The following is a 21,889-nucleotide window of genomic DNA, read 5'->3' as shown; positions in this document are numbered from 1 at the left end:
TAAAATGGACATGAGTCTGTAAGAAATGGACAACCCTTTTTCCTTCCAAAAAAGCGGTTTCGGTTTCTTAAGATTTATACCATTCTTAATTATGGGTTCGCTGGAAACAGTGAATAGTACGTGGAAACATGTACATGTGAAATGAAAATCGGCGGGGGATCGCCGTGAGTATTCGTTATTCCCAAACATATGTAAGGTTTGAAAACTGCAAATTGACCCAAGGAATGCCTTGGAGGAACCAACGAGGAGGTGAACAGTATGGAAATTGCAATCACGATCGCTCTCGTTGCAGCCGCGCTATTCATTGGGTTCGGAGTAGGATATTTTATTCGCAAATCTCTTGCAGAGGCTAAAATCTCTAGTGCGGAACAAGCTGCCGTACAAATCGTGGAGAACGCGAAGAAAGAGGCAGAAGCACTGAAGAAAGAAACGGTGCTGGAGGCGAAGGATGAAATCCATCGCATTCGCGCTGAAGCTGAAAAAGACACTCGTGAACGTCGGAATGAAATTCAACGACAAGAAAGACGATTGTTGCAAAAAGAAGAGTCGCTGGATAAAAAATTGGAATCACTCGAACGTAAAGAAGAGCAAGTGGCTAACAAAGAGAAACGAATTGATGAGACTCAGCAGCAGATCGAAATGATTTACAAAAACCAGGTGACAGAGTTGGAACGTATATCCAACCTCACCATGGAAGACGCACGCAGTATCATACTGTCCAACGTAGAACAGGAAGTTCGTCATGAGACGGCTCAAATGATCAAGGACATTGAACAACAAGCGAAGGAAGAAGCGGACAAAAAGTCCCGCGAGATTATTACACTCGCCATCCAACGTTGTGCGGCTGACCACGTAGCGGAAACAACGGTATCTGTTGTTACCCTGCCAAATGAAGAAATGAAAGGCCGGATTATCGGTCGTGAAGGACGTAACATCCGTGCGCTTGAAACCCTTACAGGGATTGACCTCATTATCGATGATACGCCAGAAGCTGTTATTCTGTCGGGCTTTGACCCGATTCGCCGTGAAATCGCCCGTACTGCCCTGGAGAAACTGGTGGCTGATGGACGTATTCACCCGGCACGGATTGAAGAGATGGTTGAGAAATCCCGCAAAGAAGTGGATGAGCGCATCCGTGAATACGGTGAGCAAGCTACCTTTGAAGTGGGCGTGCATGGTCTGCATCCGGATCTGATCAAAATTTTGGGCCGGTTGAAGTTCCGTACAAGTTACGGTCAGAACGTCTTGAAACATTCCATGGAAGTCGCTTATCTGGCTGGACTGATGGCTGGCGAACTGGGAGAAGACGTAACTCTGGCAAGACGTGCAGGTCTATTGCATGACATCGGTAAAGCGCTGGATCACGAAGTGGAAGGATCACACGTCGAAATTGGCGTGGAACTGGCGAAGAAATACAAAGAACATCCGGTTGTAATCAACAGTATCGCGTCCCATCACGGAGATTGCGAAGCGACTTCGGTCATTGCCATGTTGGTTGGCGCAGCAGATGCGCTCTCCGCAGCAAGACCAGGCGCACGCCGCGAAACGCTGGAAACGTATATCAAACGACTGGAGAAGCTGGAAGAAATCTCAGAATCCTTCGAAGGTGTCGAGAAATCGTACGCCATTCAGGCCGGACGTGAAGTTCGCGTTATGGTACAGCCTGAGAAGATCGATGATGCTGAAGCCTTCCGCTTAGCCCGTGACATCACGAAGATGATTGAGAATGAACTCGACTATCCGGGTCACATCAAAGTCACTGTCATCCGGGAAACCCGTGCGGTTGAATACGCAAAATAGAGCATTACGGAAAAGTGGCCGCAGTAGTGGGCCACTTTTCCTGTTGATAGCCTGTTAAAAGGCAACTACACATCATGGAGCATGAGATAGAGTCCTGCAAAGGTTCAACATTTGAAGTAAGAGGACTTTGCAGGAATTGAGGAGGCAGTAATCAATGAAAGTTTTGTTTATTGGTGACATTGTAGGTAACGTGGGACGTAAGGCATTAAAGGAAAATTTACCGTATCTGAAATCGAAGTATAAACCACATGTGGTGATTGTGAATGGTGAAAATGCGGCAGCAGGTCGTGGTATTACCGGTGCAATCGCAAATGAGTTTTTCAACTGGGGTGTACATGGTATTACACTTGGTAATCATACTTGGGACAATAAGGATATTTTTGATTTTATAGATGATGAGCCCCGCATGATTCGTCCAGCGAACTTTCCACCAGGCACACCAGGACGAGGATACACGGTTGTCAAAGGCGAAGGGAAAGAGCTAGCGATTGTCAATCTTCAAGGAAGAACGTTCCTGCCTGCTCTGGATTGTCCATTCCGTGTAGCTGATGAAATTGTAGATGAGCTGCGCCAAGACCATAAATGTATTTTAGTCGATATGCATGCTGAAGCGACGTCAGAAAAGATTGCCATGGGATGGCATCTGGATGGACGTGCGTCTCTCGTTGTAGGTACACATACGCATGTACAGAGTAATGATGATCGGATTTTGCCTGGAGGAACAGCTTACTTGACGGATGCAGGCATGGTAGGGCCTCGTGACGGCATATTGGGTATGGAACGTGAGGCCGTTCTGCGTAAGTTCTACACCCAGCTACCTGTACGTTTTGTTGTGGATGATGGCAAATGGCACTTCCATGGTGTTTTTGTTGAAATTGATGAAGCCACAGGTGCGGCAACACGCATCGAAAAAATTCGTCTGACGGAGGACGAGTGGCGCATGGAATAGGGGTATTGTCCCAATTTGCAGGGAAACCCGTCTAAAAAGAAGGAATTTTTTTGCCTCCCGCGAATAACATCTAGTAAGTGGAAACAAACTTTCAACATTCCCAGGGAGGTACTTACCATGGATGTATTAAAAGTTTCAGCAAAGTCCAATCCTAATTCTGTAGCCGGCGCTCTTGCAGGGGTTCTTCGTGAACGTGGAAATGCTGAACTGCAGGCAATTGGAGCAGGAGCACTGAACCAAGCCATTAAAGCGGTAGCGATAGCCCGGGGATTTGTAGCACCAAGCGGAGTTGACCTGATTTGTATTCCAGCTTTTACAGACATTGTGATCGACGGCGAGGACCGAACGGCCATTAAGCTGATTGTGGAGCCCAGATAATACATGCAGTATGCATTGAACCTGTTTACGATGTAGACAGGTTTTTTTGCGTTTTTTTGCAATAACATATGGAGGAGGGTTTAAGATGTCCATGTCTGATTGGCGTGTAGCTGATTTTCACTGTGATGCACTGAGCAAAATTTTGATGCAGCCTGCCCTTTCATTTGAAAATGCTCCACAACTGGATGCGAACTTGCAACGTTTGAAAGAGGGGAATGTAGGGTTGCAGGCGTTCGCCATCTATTTACCCGAAGTGCTTGGCAGAGGCAAGTTTGAACATGTGATGGGGCAGTTGGAGATTTATCGTAGACGTGTGGAGAGAAGTCAGGAGCGGCCTGGCGGCACACAGACGTTGTTATGGCGTGAACAGGTGGCTCAGGTGGGGCAAACAGAGGGTCCGTGGGGATTAATCACACTGGAGGGTGTGGATGGCCTGGAGGGCAACCTGTTCTATCTGGAGTTATGTTATCAGATGGGCGTTCGAATTATTGGACTAACCTGGAATTATGCCAATTGGGCGGCTGACGGAGTAATGGAGAAGCGTGGAGCAGGTCTGACCGAGAAGGGGAAGGAACTAGTGCGCCAGTGTAATGAAATCGGAATGCTGCTCGACGTGTCACATCTGACAGAGAAAGGTTTCTGGGAACTGGCTGACTTGAGTAAACGTCCTTTTATCGCCTCCCATTCCAATAGCTACAGCGTATGTCCCCATGTGCGTAATCTGAAAGATGATCAGATTCAGGCTATCATTGCCCGGGAAGGGCGGATCGGACTGACGTTTGTGCCCTGGTTTGTAAAGCAGGAGGGTGAGATAAAAATAGAAGATCTGTTGCCTCATATTGAGCAATTCTGTTCTCTCGGCGGGCAGCACCATCTGATGATGGGGTCTGATTTTGATGGGATTTCAACGTATATTCAGAGACTTGAACATTCAGGACATTATCCGAAACTGACGGAAATCCTGCTCAAGCATTATGATGAACATTTAGTGCGCGGCTGGTTGTGGGGGAATGCGATGAGTTATCTGGGGGAACACTTGCCAGAGAGCAATCCGAAGATGCAGATGAAGGGGAATTCCATGAAATAGTGAACTGGTGTGTGCGTTGAATGGGTTGAATTGAAACTTGTTTTCCAAATAAAGGAGGGGAATGATGGTGAAATAAGTGTATTTCATGAATTTTCACCAGTTCGTTTTCATTTCACTCCAAAAAGGGGTATAATACCATTGGGTTGTTAAGAGCCTGAGTACAGGCCATAGATAAACAAGGAGTGAATTTACAATGAGTAAAACAGTACCTGTGGGCGTATCTGCCCGTCACATTCATGTATCCCAAGAGCACGTTGAAATTTTGTTTGGCAAAGGTTATGAACTGACTGAATTTAAACCTCTGTCCCAGCCTGGCCAATACGCTGCTAACGAAACTGTAGCGGTAATTGGTTCGAAAGGACAGTTTGATAAAGTGCGTATCCTTGGACCTGTTCGCCCTGAAACGCAACTGGAGATCTCCATGACAGATTCATTTGCGATTGGTGTTAAAGCACCTGTACGTGAATCTGGAAGCATTGAAGGTACACCAGGAATCACAATTAAAGGTCCTGCTGGCGAGGTAACGATTGATAAAGGTGTTATCGTTGCTGCTCGTCACATTCACTTCCATACTTCTGATGCTGCTAAATGGGGTATCGAGGACAAACAAATGTTGAAAGTTCGTCTGGGTGGAGATCGCGGTCTGGTACTGGAAAATGTACTGGCTCGTGTATCCGATTCTTTTGCACTGGACATGCATATTGATACAGATGAAGCTAACGCTGCTGGCGCTCGTAATGGCGACACTGCTGAAATCATCGATTAATTACATGTAATAGCTTCAGCCCCCAATTATGGCGGTCTGAATAACATATAAACCTGAGCACAGCCAACAGGGGCCGGTTAATTCCAGCCCTGATGGCAAGGCTCAGGTTTTTGTGATTTCTGAGTGCTCTTCTGCGCATGGCATGTTTCGGATTAGACGAAGGGAGATGCGCTTTGGATGTGGAACTACAGCCCAATTCATGCTATAATTTGCTGTAATGCTCTTTTGATGTTCCAAGCAAGATATTCATGTGGAACACGGATGAATGAACGATTTTTTATTAATAGAGGCTGTAAGGAGTGACCGAAGGAAATGGCTAAAGACTCAAAAAAGGATTACTCCCAATATTTTGATTTTTCCGATGCCAAAGTAATTTCGCAAGATGAATTCAGCAAAAAGATAAGAATCCGGGGCCGTGAGATTAACATCAAATCGGAACCCAATCATCGTCAGGAGAAACAGCGGGGCAAGGAAGACGTCCAGGTGCTTTACGAAAATGCCGTTCCCGATGAACTGAAAAACATAGGGAAAGGCAAACACTATATTGTATATACGTATGGATGTCAGATGAACGAGCATGACTCGGAGACCATCAAAGGACTCCTTGAGTCTATGGGATATCAGGCTACAGAGAATCGCAAAGAAGCTGATATTATTCTGCTCAATACGTGTGCCATACGAGAAAATGCGGAAGATAAAGTATTTGGTGAGCTCGGTCACCTGAAAACGCTAAAACTTGAACGTCCGGGATTGTTACTTGGCGTATGCGGGTGTATGTCCCAAGAAGAAGGCGTCGTCAACCGAATCATGCAGAAGCATGGATTTGTGGATATGATCTTTGGTACACATAACGTGCATCGACTGCCACATCTAATCCAGGAAGCGTTGTTCAGCAAAGAAATGGTTGTTGAGGTGTGGTCCAAGGAAGGCGACATCATTGAGAACCTGCCGAAGAAACGTGAGGGTATGCGCGGCTGGGTGAACATTATGTATGGCTGCGACAAGTTCTGTACATATTGCATCGTTCCGTTTACGCGGGGCAAAGAACGCAGCCGTCGTCCGGAAGATGTCATTGCTGAAGTTAGGGATTTGGCACGACAAGGCTTTAAGGAGATCACGCTGCTTGGTCAAAATGTGAATGCGTACGGCAAGGACTTCACCGACCTGAACTACAGTTTTGGTGACTTGATGGATGCCATTCGCCAAATTGATATTCCGCGGGTACGTTTTACAACCAGTCACCCACGTGACTTTGATGACCACTTGATTGAAGTGCTGGCCAAGGGTGGAAATCTGGTGGAGCACATTCATCTTCCGGTGCAATCTGGCAGTTCAGAAGTACTCAAACGTATGAGCCGCAAGTATAACCGGGAACACTATCTGAAGCTGGCTGACAAAATTAAAAAGGCCATCCCGGATGTTGTGTTGACAACGGATATTATTGTTGGTTTTCCGGGGGAAACGGAAGAACAGTTTGAAGATACACTTTCCCTTGTCCGTGAAGTAGGGTATGATTTTGCCTATACCTTTATTTATTCCCCAAGGGAAGGTACACCGGCTGCGGTGATGGAAGACAACGTACCGATGGAAGTGAAAAAGGAACGTTTGAAGCGCTTGAACGAAACGATCAACGAATACAGCCACCGAAGCAATGAAAAGCAACGCGGCAAAATCGTTGAAGTGCTCGTTGAAGGTGAGAGCAAGCGGAATTCCGAAGTTCTGGCAGGACGTACGCGCAGCAACAAGCTGGTGCATTTTGAAGGACCCAAAGAATTGATCGGTACTTTCGTACAAGTGGAAATCACCGATCCGATGACTTTTTATATTCGGGGCAACCTGCTCCCTGAGCCGGTAGCTGCCAATCAGTAATACACACACCAATAAGATGAATACTTTTTGCACTTAGCGGGTTACGGCCGAGCGTAGCGAAGGTGACGGAATCGATTCTGTAGAAGCGAAGCGTTCGCCTTTGTCTCCAAATTTTAACCTTGAACAATTTCAATCGAAAAAATTCGGAGACAACAGCGATCAAAAGAACGATCCGACACCGCAGCGGTCACTGAGCAGTCAACTGAGCTTAATGCAACGTCAAGTATTCATCTTATATCATCTCATAGAATGGAGCGATTTCAGTGGCGCAGGAAGAAGTGCAGTACAACCATTATGGAATGCCAACCTACGATACGCGCAATCTGGTCATACGCGACGACATTATGGGAAAAGCCAAAGAATTGGCTGATATGCTCGGAACGAGTGAGGAAGTTAGACAGTTTCAACAGGCTGAAACCAAAATTCGGGATCATGAGCGCATCCAGCAGTTGATTGCAACGATCAAGAAAAAACAAAAAGAGATTGTTGCTTTTGAAAGCTTCAAAAATGTGGAGATGGTCAGCAAAATTGAACAGGAAATTGAAGATCTGCAAAGCGAACTGGACAGTATTCCATTGGTTACGGAATTCCAGCAGAGCCAGAGCGACATCAACTACTTGCTTCAACTAGTGATCTCTGTAATCCGGGATACGGTTTCTGAAAAAGTAAACGTGGAGGCTGGAACGGATTCACCTCCGACCAGTTGCGGTTAAATGACGGAAGGGTGCGGACGCTGTCCGCGCCCTTTTTGACATTACATAACCGTTAATGTGGAGTGGCTATCGCCAAGTACTCGGAGTATAATTCCAAGCAAAGCTCCACGCTGTGGGGTTATTTTGTGTGGCGCGGCTGATTTTTAATGATAAAGGCACATGACATCAAGAGAGCTTGATACGTACAGTGAATAAAGGAGAAATGAATAATGAGTATTTTGGACAAAATGGTGGAAGACGGAGACGGACGATTCTGGGGATTTCTCGGTTGTCGTTATATTAAAGGAGATGGCAAAGAAGTACAGATCGCGTTGACAGCAGGTGAACATCATACCAACTCCATGGGGATTATTCATGGGGGTGTATTGACTTCACTGATGGACCAGGCGATGGGTATGGTTGCAACAGCAGCAATGGAAGTAGACGGCTGTGTGACAACAAATCTGAACGTACATTTCCTTGCACCAATGAAACAAGGGGAATTAACGGTGACAGCTACGGTACTGCATCAAGCAGGACGAAGTGTTACGACTCAATCGGAGGTTCGTGATGCATCGGGCACGTTGGGATGTATGGCTACGGCGACATTCCGCATAGCACGCCCGAGAACGTAACGCATGAATCCTGCTGTTGACAAAAGATATTATTATGTCATAATGAAATTATCAAAATGAAAATAGTCGGTGGTGCCCATGAGCGAAAACTACGAACACTTCAATGCAGAGAGCGACGAACAAGCAGCACGTGCTTATAGTTCCCAAAAATATCGTACCCCCGATGGTGTTCCTGCGGATATCGTTATGTTCACCTTAACCAAGCGGGAGCGCAAGACGGTGACGAAGACACTTCCCATTCGGGAACTGAAAGTGATGCTGATCAAGCGCAAAGGCTGGCCTTTTGCAGGCAGATGGGCATTACCCGGTGGATTTTGTCAGGAGAATGAATCCATCTATGGTGCAGCTAAGCGTGAGCTGATGGAAGAGACAGGTGTAGATGGTGGACATCTGGAGTACTTGAATGTATACAGTCAGCCGGGTCGTGACCCGAGGGGCTGGATTATCTCCCACGCATTTTTCGCGCTTGTGGAAGAATGGATGCTGGATCAACGCCAAGCAGCAGATGATGCTGAGGATGTTGGATTGTTCACCATTCAGGAGGCGCTGCAAGAACTGGAACTGGCCTTTGATCACAGAACAATCATTGAAGATGCTTATCGACGTATTCAACAGCAGATGCTGGAAACGACGATTGCTCGTCAGTTCCTGCCACGTGATTTTACATTAAGTGAATTATATCAGGTTATTCAAAGTGTTGTACCGGATTTTGAAGAACCAAACTTCATTCGCAAGATTACGTCTACCCGCAGCCGTAAAGGCATTGTGGAAGAAGTAAGAGATGAAGAGGGGAACCTGGTGAGTTCCAACCAGTACTCGCAGCGTCCGGCGCAGCTATATCGTTTTACAGAACTCGTACCACGCCTTTCCATCTATACGTAATAATGTATAGGTGTGTCAATCTGATTGAATCAGGATCAACCATTTCTGGGCTAAGGGAGTGTTGACGATGAAAGCACTGATTGTCATTGATTTTACGAAGGATTTTGTGACAGGTTCTTTGCCTGTAGGTCAGCCGGCAGTAGAGATCGAAGAGACAATTGCAGCTGTAACCGAGGCCTATTGTAAGAACAAACATGAGGTAATCATGGCTGTGGATCTACACGAAGAAAATGATCCATATCACCCGGAGACTGTACTTTTCCCACCTCATAACATCAGAAATACGGAGGGAAGACAGTTATATGGTCGTCTTGCCCAAGTGATGGAAGAACGGAAAACAGATATACAGTGGATGGATAAGACGAGATATAGTGCATTCTGTGGGACCGATCTGGAACTCAGACTGCGTGCACGTGGTATTACGGATATTGCACTCATAGGGGTATGCACGGATATTTGCATATTGCATACCGCAGTGGATGCTTACAATAAAGGTTTTCATATTACGGTATATGAAGATGCCGTTGCCAGCTTCAATCCGGCAGGGCATGAGTGGGCACTTGGACATTTTCGTTCCAGCCTTGGTGCTTCGGTGGTTAAGGCGAGCGAGACAGTCTTGGCTTAATTTACTCCATAGTCATGTTTGGTTGACCTCATGTTAGGAACCGGATGAATATGGTGAATGGTGTATAGAGTTTTTTACGGGAGACTTGTTTGTTTAATACGGATGAACAGAATCATGAAGAATGAGTCTCCATATGTTAACCCGTGTTCACAGATGAAATCTGGGGGCACGAGCGGAAGTCAGAGAGGATGAGACAAATGCAGACAACTAGCCTGGCTTTACATACGGATAAATATCAGATCAATATGATGTACGCCCATTGGGTGAATGGTACTCATAAGCGGAAGGCGGTATTTGAAGCCTATTTCCGTAAGCTTCCTTTTGGCAACGGATATGCCGTATTTGCCGGATTGGAACGCATTGTGAACTATATCAGCCAGCTTCGGTTTACGATGGACGACATCAAATTTTTATCCAAACAAGAGGAAAATTACGATCCGGTCTTTCTGGAAGAGTTGCTCCAGTTTTCATTTCAGGGGACGATTCATTCCATGAAGGAGGGTGCAATTGTTTTCCCTGACGAACCGCTCATTCGGGTAGAAGGCTCCATTATGGAGACTCAATTGGTGGAGACGGCGATACTTAACTTCATGAATTATCAGACGTTGATTGCAACCAAGGCTTCGCGGATCAAACAAGTAGCGCAGCAGGATACGTTGCTCGAATTCGGCACCCGACGTGCGCAGGAAGCGGATGCTGCCATCTGGGGCGCACGTGCCTCGTATGTAGCAGGCTTCGATGCAACGTCTAATATGCTGGCCGGAGAGCGCTTCGGAATCCCAACAGCAGGTACACATGCCCATTCCTGGGTACAGAGCTTTATGAGCGAACAGGAGGCGTTTGACGTGTATGCCAAAGTGTTGCCTGATCAGGTTACGCTGCTGGTTGATACCTTTGACACATTGAACAGTGGAGTACCTCACGCCATCAAAACAGCCAAGAAGTTGGAGAGCCAAGGCAAAAAGATGAATGCCATTCGTCTCGACAGTGGTGACCTAGCGTACTTGTCGATTCAGGCACGTCAGATGTTGGATGAGGCTGGCTTGGATTATGTGAAAATTGTTGCATCTAATGATTTGGATGAAAACACGATTTTCAACCTAAAGGCTCAAGGAGCACGGATTGATACATGGGGTGTTGGTACACAGTTGATTACCGCTTCTGACCAGCCATCTTTGGGTGGAGTGTACAAATTGGTGGAGCGTGAAGTGGACGGTGCCATGCTGCCTACGATCAAAATATCTGCCAATCCTGAAAAGGTGTCCACTCCAGGTAAAAAGGAAGTGTTCCGGATCATTGATCCGAAACATGGCAAAGCGATTGCAGATTATATCTGCTATCCAGAGGAAGAGCAGCCGCTACAGGGCGGACCGCTCAAGCTGTTCAACCCGCTACACCCTTATCTGAAAAAGACCGTTACCCGCTACGAAGCGGTGAATATGCTGGAGCCAATCTTTGTGAATGGACGTAAAGTTTATGAACTGCCTAATTTGGATGAGATTCGGGCGTACCACCGGGAACAGATGAACCTCTTCTGGCCTGAATACCAACGGAAGCTCAACCCGGAGATCTACCGTGTGAACATCAGCCCTGCGGCATGGAATATGAAGCAGAAGCTCATTGCGGAACATGTGAAATCCACAGAGGAATAATTCACACATAAGAATTACAGAGAGGCATAACCAGTGAGGTATACTGGCTTATGCCTTTTTGATGCCTATAAAATGTATACGTTCTTAGCGGAGTTGAACGATTCGATGATCGCAAGCAAAATTTCCGCTATACGCGGTCTGTCTTCTGTGAAAGTACGTCGATAGTTGATAGACGTTATTCTTATATGATCCCGATGAGGTGGACCAGTGATGTAAGAAATCTCATGGACAGGCTGCCAAGGTAACAGGCTATACTGGAAATAGTCATGCACAATTCAAGAGGTTGTAGGGGAAAAACAGTAATTATTTCTCGGGAAAGCGCAGGAGCCGCCAAATTCTGCATCGCATTGTTTCAATCCCGTAGCTGTAGGGGATGAAAGTAAGAGGAGGTGCAGACATGAGATGGATATTAGGACTGGTCTGGATCGCTTTTATTGCCTATGCATTGTTGTTGGCACCGGGGCAGTCACCTGGAAGTGATCCGATATTCAAAGAACTGATTACAATGCAAAGCAAAGAACCTTGGTTACTTACGGTATTTTCGTGGTTAGGTATTTTCCCGGCAGTTTATGCCTGTATGCTGTTAAGAACATCTGCGAAAGAACGAGGCCGTGTTCCGGCTTGGCCGTTTGTCATACTTTCTTTCGGACTGGGTGCTTTTGCCCTGCTTCCCTATTATGCATGGTCATCATCCGCAAATAGAGCTTCGGGTTACGCAAGCTTGCATTTTGGTCGTCAGCGGGAGTCGGGAATTGGACGGGTAGCAGCCCACAAGCTGACGCATGTAGTCCTTCTGCTGTTGACGCTGGGGACAGCTTTCTATGCCGTGATGCAAGGTCATCCGGATGTATATATGGAAGCATTCAAGCAATCTGCCTTTGTACATATCATGACGATTGATTTTGTGCTGCTGACTTTACTTTCCATGATTGCGATATACAGGGATACTGAAGTGAGTCGACGTTCAGCAGCTTGGGCAGCGGCGGGGATCATCCCTATTGTGGGTCCACTAATCTATCTGTTGACGCTCAGGAGAGACAGAGTTTGATCATCAATATTCGAAGAATTCCATAGGTAAAAGGAGCCGTTAAGCTGAATGCGAACAATTCATGTGCTTAATGGAAAAATATATAAAATCCAAAGAAGGAGTGGCTATCGATGAAAAACCATTTTAACGCATATGTTGTCCGTAAAGAAGAACAGGGCGGAGTGAAAGCTTCTATAGAGCAACTGAAGAAGGAAGATCTGCCGAATGGAGATGTTACGGTACAGGTGCAGTATTCCAGTGTCAATTATAAAGACGGACTCGCTACCCTTGAGAAAGGCGGTGTTGTTCGTGAGTACCCGATGGTACCGGGAATTGATCTGGCTGGAACGGTAGAGGAGTCGGTCAGTGGACGTTTTGCACCAGGAGATCGGGTGATCAGTACAGGATTTGAACCTGGCGTATCCCATTACGGAGGGTACAGCGAGTATGCGCGTCTGCGCAGTGAATGGCTGGTACCTCTGCCACCAGGTCTTAGTGAGAAAGAAGCCATGGCAATTGGAACCGCAGGATTTACGGCTGCACTTTCGGTAGATGCGCTGTTACAGGCTGGAGTGACACCGGAGATGGGCAAGGTTCTGGTTACGGGTGCAACGGGTGGTGTTGGCAGTATGGCAGTAGCGATTCTGGCGAAGCTTGGCTTTGAAGTAACAGCCAGCACAGGCAAGAAGGAGCAGGAGGAGCCATTGCTTAGAAACTTGGGAGCCTCAGAGGTCATTACTCGTGAAGAAGCTGATACTCCAGCTAAAGGAGCGATGGGGAAACAGCTATGGGCGGGAGTTGTTGATCCAACAGGAGGACCGGCTCTTGCGGAGCGATTGAAACAGATTCAATACGGAGGTGCGGTAGCGGTATCCGGGTTAACTGGAGGCACAGCTTTTGAATCCACGGTACTTCCGTTTATTTTGCGTGGCATCCAGCTTATGGGTATAGACTCTGTATATTGTCCGATGGAACGTCGGGAACGATTGTGGAAACTGCTCGGCGGAGAATGGAAACCAGAGCGCGCGCTGGAACTGGGAATCCGGGAGATTTCTCTAGGTCAATTGCCTCTTACGCTGGAGACGATACTCCAAGGTGGTGCAGTGGGTCGTACGGTGGTCAATACAATATCAGATCTGCCATCCGCATAAGATTCTAAGTCCTTAGACATGCTAATTCTACCTGATTGGGTCACAGTACACGTGGCTGGAAAGGAAGGATTGGCATGTGGTTTGGTAGAAAAGGGCGAAGTCTGGCTGGAAGAACAATGAAGTCAGTACTTGTAAGTGGCGTGTTGATAACGAGTATCTGGTCCCTGGTGGCTTGTTCGGCATCATCCATTGAACAGGAGCGGAAGGTCTACACCCGTGAAGCGACAGATGAAGGAAATATGCGGGCACAGAATCAAGGACACGGATTAAACGGTGAATTGGTGAGTGAGATCAGTAAGAGTTTTGAATCAAAAGGTATTCAGCTGATGAATAATATGTCTGCCGATGACGGCCATGGTGGGATCTCTTATATGTATTTGTTGAATGGAAGTGGCAGGCACATTGTGAAAGTCCATATTTTCAGTGATAAGGCTGCACGAGCTGCCAGCATGAAACAAATGTATAGTGAGGATCGTGATGAGGCTGTCTTGGAGAATGCACTTGGCCGGACAACGATTCGCAGCAAAGGATACGTCTCACTCGTTTATACAGCTTCCGGTGGGGAAAAGGACAAGTATGAACAGGATGTTATGCAGGTGTTCCAACGTGTGCTGGGGCAACTAAGGTAAGTAGAGCGAGATACCCTTTGTACTTACTTTACCGTACAGCTGAAAATAAACCCGAAAACCCGTCTGATCTTTCAGACGGGTTTATATATTTCACGCATGACATGTCGCAGCTCGGGCAAAATGAGTTTTTCCATGGCCAATTTGACAGCTCCTTTGGAACCCGGCATGGAGAATACGGCTGTGCGTCCAATCGTTCCAGCGACGGCTCTGCTCAGGATGGCAGCGGAACCGATATCTTCGGTGTAACTGAGAAAACGGAAGATCTCACCAAAGCCCGGGAGTTCCTTGTCCAGTAGTGAGGACACCGCTTCGTAGGTTGTATCTCGGGGTGCAATCCCTGTTCCGCCGCTAAGCAGCACGGCTTCAATATCATCACGAACGGCTGCATCTTGCAGGATGCTTCGAATGTTCTCTGTTTCATCTGGTGTGATGATGTATTCAACGATCTGATAACCTGCTTCATCCAGAAGCTGGTGCATGAGCTGGCCACTGGTATCGGTGTCTTTAGTTCGCGTGTCAGACACTGTAACAATCATGCACGATACCGTGGTTGGAGCTTCCTGGCGATGTTGTTCCACTGAATTAGTCATGAAACTTCCTCCTTCAATCAACATGTCCTCATAGCATAGACCATCCGTTAGAATCAGGCAATGTACTGGGGAAGAGTTGAACGTTATTGCACAACGAATGCGGGATGGTGTACACTCGCTAGATATAGATAGACTAGGTTACAAGAAGGACAATCAGAGAGGTGTATACGCATGAATGAAACGATTTTAAAAGAACAATCCATACCTGTATATATACTGTCAGGTTTTTTGGGGAGTGGCAAAACAACACTGCTTGTTCAGTTGATCGAACATTGGCAACAGCAGGGTTTGCGTCCCGCAGTAGTGATGAATGAGTTAGGCGAAGTCAATCTGGATGGTCAGATTGTGGATTCCACCGTTCCGATGACAGAGATGTTAGGTGGATGCATCTGTTGTACCGTTCGTGGTGACTTGGGATTGCAACTTGCCGATCTCATTCAGGAGGAATCACCGGATGTGATCATCATTGAAGCAACCGGTGCGGCGAATCCAATGGAGATTCTGGATGCGGTAACGGAGACCTCACTCTACATGCGACTGGAACTGAAAAGTCTCATTACTGTTGTGGATGCAGCACATCTGTCTGGTCTGTATCAGGAGCAGAAGGGGCAGACCTTCAAACTAATGCAGGAGCAGATTCGTTGTGCGTCTGTGCTTCTCTTGAATAAAACGGATCGGGTGAGTGCACAGGAACTGAAGGATCTGGAACAGCTTTTGGCAAAATGGAATGGCTTCGCACCTGTAATCCCTACAGTGAAATGTGAGGTGGAGATGGATCTGTTGCTTCGCAGCGGTGTAGACGTGCACGTACGTGATTCAGCTTCTGAAGCAGGCAAGCCGGCTCACCAGGAGCATCATGTGCATACGGAAGCTTGTGGTACACATGGCTGCAATCATGGACATGAGCATACAGATCATACAGTCCAAGGCGATGCTACGAATACTGACGCATCTCATAGCTATAGTCATGACCACGGACACGAGCATTCTGCTCCTCATGCCTCACACGAACATGTTATGGTGTATACGCATTATTTCAGTCATCCGGTGAACAGTGAAGCATTTGAACAATTTGTATCTGCTTTGCCACGGGACGTGTATCGAGCAAAAGGCATCTTATCGTTTAGTGACACGGCGAGCCGTTTCTGGTTCCAGTATGCCTACCGTGAATCGGATTACATGAAGATCACACCTCAGGGAGATGTCCCTAATGTTGCTGTGTTTATAGGTGAACATTTTGACCAAACTGTCATTCGTGACCAATTACTGGAATTGGAAGCGATAAAGTAGGTTAGATGATTCAATATTCCTCCGAACTGGGTATTAAGATGCATAGCAAACTTTGCCTGGGGGGTAACTTTAAATGACACAACAACAATATCAACAATGTATCGATGCTTGCCTGGAGTGCATGAATGCATGCAACGTATGTTACATATCGAGTCTGAAAGAATATGATCTGGCGATGCTGCGTGATTGCATTCGTTTGAATCGGGAATGTGCGGAGATCTGCAGTTTTGCTGCACAAGCGATGACACGTGGAAGTGATTTCATTGCTGAAATATGCGAATTGTGTGTGAAAGCTTGTGAAGCTTGCGCCGCAGAGTGTGGCAAACACCACCATGATCACTGCCAAACATGTGCAGAGGCTTGCCGCAGATGTGCAGAAGCTTGCCGGTTGATGGCAGCAGTGGCGTAAATATTATTTCACTGGAATATATAATTAAAACCGATAATGACCGTTGTCCCCTAAGGGAAGGCAGTGAACACAAGCATCTGAGACGATGTGCCTATGTGTTGCCTTTCAGTAGGGGATTTTTAATGTAGGTTGCCAAGTCTGATCGTGGTATGTATAATGATGGCAATGAATTGAAACGAAGAATATCAATGATCGGGAGAGTAGCCAGATCCATACATGACAGCGAGCCGGGAGAGGTGGAAGCCGGTATGACATGACCTGAGTGAACCGCACCCGTGAGATGGTTATCCGAAAAGATGTACTTATCCCGATTGGGGATAGGCCATATCTGTCTGAGGGTAACCCGGCTTGCGACCGTTATACGCATCGAGCGGAACAGGTTATACTGGTATGCATGTTGATGCATATTAGGAGTAGCTGTTCACCTAGAGTGGTACCGCGGGAACTGTTAATTCAGCTCTCGTCTCTTATTTAGAGACGAGAGCTTTTTTGTGTTTATTTTCAGCCAATAATGAATGGATAAGGAGTGTTTGGCATGTTGATGAAGCAGGCTGCGGCCGATATTGCCCCTTTAACGGGTTTGAATGAACAAGAGGTTCTGAGATTACTGGAAGTCCCACCACAGGCGGAGATGGGGGATGCAGCGTTCCCTTGTTTTGCATTAGCGAAGTCATTAAAAAAAGCACCGGCAGTCATTGCAACTGAGTTCGCAACGGGATTACAGGCATCTGGAATTGAAGCGACACCCGCCGGGCCGTATGTAAATATCCGTTTTAACCGGGAGAAGCTCGCGCCGAATCTGCTGAAAGAACTGGGGAATGCCGGATTTGGTAAGCTCCAGCTTGGTCAAGGTTCACGTGTTGTGATTGATATGTCTTCCCCTAACATCGCAAAACCCTTCGGAATCGGGCATTTGCGTTCTACTGTGATCGGTGCAGCACTGTATCGGTTGTATAACGAAGCGGGTTATACCTCCGTAAGTGTGAATCATCTGGGAGACTGGGGAACCCAGTTTGGCAAGCAGATCGCAGCCTACAAACGGTGGGGCAATGATGAAGCGTTGCAGACAGACCCGATCCGTACGTCACTGGAACTGTATGTGCGCTTCCACGATGAGGCGGAGAACGATCCTTCTCTGGAGATTGAGGCACGGGATTGGTTCCGCAAGCTGGAGCAAGGGGATGATGAAGCACAGCGGTTATGGGCGTTCTTTGTGGAAGTGAGCATGAAGGAATTCAACCGGATGTATGAACGTCTGAATGTAAAGTTCGACCATACGCTGGGAGAAAGCTTTTACAATGACAAGATGGGCGCAGTGGTTGAAGAACTCAAGGCAAAAGGTTTACTTGAAGAGAGTGATGGAGCACTCGTGGTACGTCTGGAGGATGAGAACATGCCCCCGTGCCTGATTATCAAAAAAGATGGAACAACAATCTATCCTACTCGGGATTTGGCTACGGCAGTCTATCGTCATGAGGTGATGAAGGCAGATCGGTTGTTATACGTGGTCGGAGGCGAGCAGAAGTTACATTTCCGGCAGGTATTTGCGGTCCTATCCCGGATGGGTCATGAATGGTCTGCGAAGTGTGAACATATCCCGTTTGGATTAATGCGTTTTGAGGGACGGAAAATGTCTACCCGCCGCGGTAAAGTCATCTTTTTGCAGGAAGTGTTGGATGAGGCAGTTGCTCGTGCCTTGCAGATTATTCAGGAGAAAAACCCGAATCTGGAGAACCCTCAGAAGGTGGCTGAGGCTGTTGGTGTAGGTGCCATTGTCTTCGGTGATCTGCGGAATAGTCGGTTAAACGATGTGGACTTCTCATTGGAAGATGCGGTGAGTTTTGAAGGAGAGACCGGACCTTATGTGCAGTATACCCATGCCCGGATTCAAAGTGTGCTTGCCAAGGCAGAAGAGGCGATCCGCGTGGAAAATGAAAACCCTATGCCTAAACCCAACCTTGCGGAAGGTGAGAATAACACAGTAACCACTCCATCCCTTATCGGAGATACCTCCTGGGCATTGCTGAAACTGCTGGGTGATTATCCCGAGTATCTGGAAAAAGCAATTCATCGGAATGAGCCTTCGGTCATTGCCAAATATACAATAGATGTCGCTCAAGCGTTCAACCGCTTCTATCACGCCGAACGGATTGCGGATGCGCCATCTGATGTAAGATCTTTCCGGATCGCATTGGCCGAACGGACTGCCGAACGCCTCGCGCACACTCTATATTTGCTTGGTGTGCAGGCTCCGGAACGGATGTGATCCCACAATGACATGGAGTACACGTGGTCTTTTCAAGAAGTCCGATCAAGCTACACTAGACCCATCAGGTCGAGGTATATTGCTTCAACAAGTGAGCAAGCGATTAGGTAATGCTCAAGTACTTGATGAAATTAATCTGGAAGTGAAGCAGGGCGAATGTGCTGTACTTGTTGGCAGAAACGGCTCGGGCAAAAGCACGTTGCTACGTATGTTGGCAGGTATTTTGTTACCCGACACAGGATCGATCCAGCGCACAATGAAGGGTTCTGATGGGTATGCAGTAGATAGCCTGCCACGTTTACCCTTTACCTCTGGAGAGTATCTGTGGGACATGGGTCGGATTCGGGGCATTCGCCCCGAAATACTGCGTGAGCGGATTAGAGAACTTAGTGAACTTTTATATCTGGATACCGCGATCGATCAGAAGTTACCCTTATTATCCAAGGGCACATTGCAAAAAGTGAATTTGATTCAGGCCCTGTTACCTGGACCGGGTGGTCTTTTGTTGCTGGATGAACCGTTGTCAGGCTTGGATATTCCAGCTCAAGAGGCAGTCGTATCCTTATTGGGACAATGGAAGGATGAAGGGACATCCATCGTTACAGCTTGCCATGAACCGTTGCTTATCGAACGTTTGGCAGACCAGGTAATTGTGTTGAAGAAAGGCCGCGTGCTCCGCTACTGGAGTCGTGAAGATATACTACAAGCTGGCGAACCCGTTGTACGTATTCAAAGTCTGACGGAAGCTGAAGAGGATTTGGCTAACGATCTATCGATTGTACAACAACCGGGAGTACTGTCTTTAGTTCGTAATACAAGTTCAGGGATATCCAATGTTTGGTTGTGGGATTGGAAAGTAGTTCAACAATCAACAGATGATGTCCTCAGAATAATTCTGGCATCCGGAGGTTCGGTTGTGTCTGTACAACAGGAAGAAAGTCAATTACATATGGAAAGTCTGCTGGAAGGACAACATCCAGCTGTACATGCGAGTCTTAGAGGTGTCACAGAATCTGTGGACTTAAGCTCTTCCATGGATGATGCGGGGGGAGAAGCCAAATGATCTATCTGACCCGATATTTGTTAAGGCATCACATTCGCTCACAGAAATATTTTGCACCGGTTATCTTTTATATCATCACCATGCTGCTGATCTATTCCTACAAACCCAACCCTATTGCGGACAGTTACAGTGTCACGGCTATGCTGTTATTTCTGGCAGCTGCTTGGCTCGGAGTAATGGTGATGAATACCGAACCTGCAAAGCAGTATCAATTACTCGTCCTTCATGCAGGAAGCAGGCGTAAGGTGGTAACAAGTCAACTCATCTGTGCCTGGATAATGCAATTCATGCTCACCGCAATCACTGTGCTGTATCCCGTGTTCGCTGGAATGTTCGAGAGACAACCCACAGGTGAGGAGTGGATGATGACTTGGTTAGGACATCTGGGGTTATCACTGCTGGGATTAGGCATCAGTGTATTCTTTCAAAAATCGTACATTCCCTTGCTTAGTCGAAGTATGCCTGCCCTCATTATTGTATTATTACTATCGTTTATCCAAGGTTCCTTAAGTGAACGTTTGCCTGAATCGTTAGAATGGCTTGGCCGCATTCTTCCACCAGCCTTTTATCTGGTTGGTGAGATGATGTTATTTGATGAATCAAAGGTGGACTCTTTTGTTTCGGTTATGCTGTGGACTGTGCTCTATGCATTAGGGTTACTAATCATCCATGTGTGGCTGTCCGGAAGAAGAGATCTGCGGAGTTAGAAGACGCGCTTCCCGATAACTTGAATGTTGCTCTTGGTTTGGTTAGGATAGAGGGACATGGAATGGTTAACATTGTACGGTTGAAGGGGGCGCTCGCATATGCAAAATACAGATATCCAGAATGGTGACATGCTGGACAGCGAACACTCCAGGGAATTGTTTGCCTATTACGGATTGGCAGTGTACTACGGGCAGGCGCTTGAACAGCAGCTGGTCAATCTGATTTTATTAATGAAAATGTCTCAGGGCAAGGCTGTGTCTGAAGAAGATCTGGAAGATCTGTACGAACGAAAGATGAGCAGTTCACTGGGGCAGCTCATTCACGAAGTGCGGCATCATTTTACATTCTCTGAGGAAGAGACTCGCCAGTTGAATGAATTATGGCAGCAACGTAACCGTATCGTACATCATTATTTCAAGGAACGAATTCACGAGACATTCAGTCCGGAAGGACGATCACGCATGATTAAGGAATTGGAGGATTTCAAAGACCGTGCACAGGAGTTGGAGATCCGTCTTCAGCAGTATACGGGTGCATGGATTGCAGAGCTTGGTCTGGATGCCGAATCCGCAGCAGCTCTGCAAACGCTGGAGCGGATGCATACCGAGAGTATGCAAGCAAGGGCTTTGGAAGAGGATGGATGACAAGCAAACGGATAACGGAACGCTGGATATTAATGACGGTTCTGGCTGTAGTATTGGTTGGAATCCTGTGGACTGTAGTTACGGCTGTACGTATATCTGCATATACGGATGAGGATTCATCCAGGATATCGGATGCAGCAATAATTCTGGGCGCAGCCGTGGCGGGGGATAACCCTTCACCTGTATTTCGCGAACGTATTGAACACGGGATTGAATTATACCGTCAGGGTACCGTTCGTAATCTGCTTTTCACAGGTGGATCAAGTGGTGATGGAGAACATACGGAAGCTGTAGTGGGTCAGAAGTATGCCATCGCACATGGAGTAGATCCTGCGGACATTCGCATAGAGACCAAATCCAGAATTACCGAGGAGAATCTAGTCAATTCAATTCCGATTGGTGAACAGGCCGGTTATCAAACCTATACGATTGTGAGTGATCCATTACATATGAAACGTGCCATGAAGCTGGCTGCCGGACTGGGTATGGATGCCGTACCTTCTCCGACACGAACTACGGCGTATCGAACCTGGCGCAGCAAGTTTCCTTTTCTCGCAAGAGAGACCGTGATGTACATGGGATATACGATCAAAGGATGGATAGACAATCCGCAGCAGCCGTAAGGTTGCACGTGGATTGTTTTTTGTCTGGACGAAATAAACATTAACAGAACATGCCTCCAGATAAAAATACAAAAAACCGATCTACACCGCAAACCCTGAGGTAGCCGTGTAGATCGGTTTTTGTTTTGCCGTCGAGTACATCATTTTGATTGGT

22 protein-coding genes are annotated in these 21,889 nt (G+C 47.0%); 21 read left to right on the top strand and 1 reads right to left on the bottom strand.

The window, feature by feature from the left end; all coding sequences use genetic code 11:
• Nucleotides 1–258: 258 nt before the first annotated feature.
• The 14 genes from rny to ACDJ59_RS14360 all read left to right on the top strand — a co-directional run bounded on the left by rny (nt 259) and on the right by ACDJ59_RS14360 (nt 14,142).
• A complete protein-coding gene (gene rny / locus ACDJ59_RS14425; protein WP_036670418.1) occupies nt 259–1,800 on the top strand; it encodes a ribonuclease Y in 1,542 nt (513 codons plus the stop codon).
• A 154-nt stretch (nt 1,801–1,954) separates the two neighbouring features.
• On the top strand, nt 1,955–2,749 hold the full coding sequence (locus ACDJ59_RS14420; protein WP_036609256.1) for a TIGR00282 family metallophosphoesterase: 795 nt from the start codon (nt 1,955–1,957) through the stop codon (nt 2,747–2,749).
• A gap of 117 nt (nt 2,750–2,866) precedes the next feature.
• Nucleotides 2,867–3,127, top strand: coding sequence for a stage V sporulation protein S (locus ACDJ59_RS14415; RefSeq protein ID WP_007430104.1), 261 nt, complete (start codon nt 2,867–2,869; stop codon nt 3,125–3,127).
• 85 nt (nt 3,128–3,212) lie between these two features.
• Nucleotides 3,213–4,214 (top strand): dipeptidase, encoded by a 1,002-nt coding sequence (locus tag ACDJ59_RS14410; RefSeq protein WP_413409588.1) that lies wholly within the window; start codon nt 3,213–3,215, stop codon nt 4,212–4,214.
• Between the two features lie 193 nt (nt 4,215–4,407).
• Entirely contained in the window at nt 4,408–4,980 is a 573-nt protein-coding gene (pduL, locus tag ACDJ59_RS14405; RefSeq protein WP_017689107.1) for a phosphate propanoyltransferase, read from the top strand.
• A gap of 312 nt (nt 4,981–5,292) precedes the next feature.
• Complete coding sequence (gene miaB, locus ACDJ59_RS14400) at nt 5,293–6,849, top strand: tRNA (N6-isopentenyl adenosine(37)-C2)-methylthiotransferase MiaB (RefSeq protein ID WP_413409586.1); 1,557 nt, start codon at nt 5,293–5,295, stop codon at nt 6,847–6,849.
• Between the two features lie 299 nt (nt 6,850–7,148).
• Nucleotides 7,149–7,562 carry a RicAFT regulatory complex protein RicA family protein gene (locus tag ACDJ59_RS14395; RefSeq protein ID WP_197997748.1) on the top strand — a complete coding sequence of 138 codons (414 nt, stop codon included), beginning with the start codon at nt 7,149–7,151 and terminating at the stop codon, nt 7,560–7,562.
• 209 nt (nt 7,563–7,771) lie between these two features.
• On the top strand, nt 7,772–8,176 hold the full coding sequence (locus tag ACDJ59_RS14390; RefSeq protein WP_036609249.1) for a PaaI family thioesterase: 405 nt from the start codon (nt 7,772–7,774) through the stop codon (nt 8,174–8,176).
• A 78-nt stretch (nt 8,177–8,254) separates the two neighbouring features.
• A complete protein-coding gene (locus ACDJ59_RS14385; protein WP_036609248.1) occupies nt 8,255–9,058 on the top strand; it encodes an NUDIX hydrolase in 804 nt (267 codons plus the stop codon).
• A gap of 67 nt (nt 9,059–9,125) precedes the next feature.
• Complete coding sequence (locus ACDJ59_RS14380) at nt 9,126–9,683, top strand: cysteine hydrolase family protein (protein ID WP_036609245.1); 558 nt, start codon at nt 9,126–9,128, stop codon at nt 9,681–9,683.
• Between the two features lie 197 nt (nt 9,684–9,880).
• Nucleotides 9,881–11,335, top strand: a complete 1,455-nt coding sequence (locus tag ACDJ59_RS14375; RefSeq protein ID WP_036609243.1) for a nicotinate phosphoribosyltransferase — start codon at nt 9,881–9,883, stop codon at nt 11,333–11,335.
• A gap of 397 nt (nt 11,336–11,732) precedes the next feature.
• Nucleotides 11,733–12,383 carry a hypothetical protein gene (locus ACDJ59_RS14370; protein ID WP_413409581.1) on the top strand — a complete coding sequence of 217 codons (651 nt, stop codon included), beginning with the start codon at nt 11,733–11,735 and terminating at the stop codon, nt 12,381–12,383.
• Between the two features lie 110 nt (nt 12,384–12,493).
• Nucleotides 12,494–13,513, top strand: coding sequence for an oxidoreductase (locus tag ACDJ59_RS14365; RefSeq protein WP_413409579.1), 1,020 nt, complete (start codon nt 12,494–12,496; stop codon nt 13,511–13,513).
• A 74-nt stretch (nt 13,514–13,587) separates the two neighbouring features.
• Nucleotides 13,588–14,142, top strand: coding sequence for a hypothetical protein (locus tag ACDJ59_RS14360; protein WP_413409576.1), 555 nt, complete (start codon nt 13,588–13,590; stop codon nt 14,140–14,142).
• Between the two features lie 71 nt (nt 14,143–14,213).
• Here the strand turns inward: ACDJ59_RS14360 and ACDJ59_RS14355 are convergent, their stop codons facing one another.
• On the bottom strand, nt 14,214–14,732 hold the full coding sequence (locus tag ACDJ59_RS14355) for a MogA/MoaB family molybdenum cofactor biosynthesis protein (protein ID WP_413409575.1): 519 nt from the start codon (nt 14,730–14,732) through the stop codon (nt 14,214–14,216).
• Nucleotides 14,733–14,903: 171 nt separating this feature from the next.
• Here ACDJ59_RS14355 and ACDJ59_RS14350 point away from each other — a divergent pair, with 171 nt between their 5' ends.
• From ACDJ59_RS14350 to ACDJ59_RS14320, 7 genes are all read left to right on the top strand, one after another.
• Entirely contained in the window at nt 14,904–16,022 is a 1,119-nt protein-coding gene (locus ACDJ59_RS14350) for a CobW family GTP-binding protein (protein ID WP_413409573.1), read from the top strand.
• 73 nt (nt 16,023–16,095) lie between these two features.
• Nucleotides 16,096–16,431: a four-helix bundle copper-binding protein gene (locus ACDJ59_RS14345; protein WP_413409572.1), complete on the top strand. Its 336-nt coding sequence runs from the start codon at nt 16,096–16,098 to the stop codon at nt 16,429–16,431.
• 535 nt (nt 16,432–16,966) lie between these two features.
• The gene (gene argS / locus ACDJ59_RS14340; protein WP_413409570.1) at nt 16,967–18,697 is read left to right on the top strand and encodes an arginine--tRNA ligase; all 1,731 of its coding nucleotides are present in this window, start codon (nt 16,967–16,969) and stop codon (nt 18,695–18,697) included.
• A 7-nt stretch (nt 18,698–18,704) separates the two neighbouring features.
• On the top strand, nt 18,705–19,760 hold the full coding sequence (locus ACDJ59_RS14335) for an ATP-binding cassette domain-containing protein (RefSeq protein ID WP_413409568.1): 1,056 nt from the start codon (nt 18,705–18,707) through the stop codon (nt 19,758–19,760).
• Nucleotides 19,757–20,467, top strand: coding sequence for a hypothetical protein (locus ACDJ59_RS14330; protein ID WP_413409566.1), 711 nt, complete (start codon nt 19,757–19,759; stop codon nt 20,465–20,467). The genes ACDJ59_RS14335 and ACDJ59_RS14330 overlap by 4 nt, the downstream gene beginning before the upstream one ends.
• 99 nt (nt 20,468–20,566) lie before the next feature.
• Nucleotides 20,567–21,112 carry a hypothetical protein gene (locus tag ACDJ59_RS14325; protein ID WP_413409565.1) on the top strand — a complete coding sequence of 182 codons (546 nt, stop codon included), beginning with the start codon at nt 20,567–20,569 and terminating at the stop codon, nt 21,110–21,112.
• Nucleotides 21,109–21,735, top strand: coding sequence for a YdcF family protein (locus ACDJ59_RS14320; RefSeq protein WP_413409563.1), 627 nt, complete (start codon nt 21,109–21,111; stop codon nt 21,733–21,735). Before ACDJ59_RS14325 ends, ACDJ59_RS14320 begins: the two co-directional genes overlap by 4 nt.
• The last annotated feature ends 154 nt before the right edge of the window (nt 21,736–21,889 follow it).

It is taken from the genome of Paenibacillus amylolyticus (genome assembly GCF_047302515.1).
Taxonomy (GTDB): domain Bacteria; phylum Bacillota; class Bacilli; order Paenibacillales; family Paenibacillaceae; genus Paenibacillus; species Paenibacillus amylolyticus_G.
Note: the sequence above shows the minus strand (reverse complement) of the source record. Positions and strands in the feature narration are given on the sequence as shown.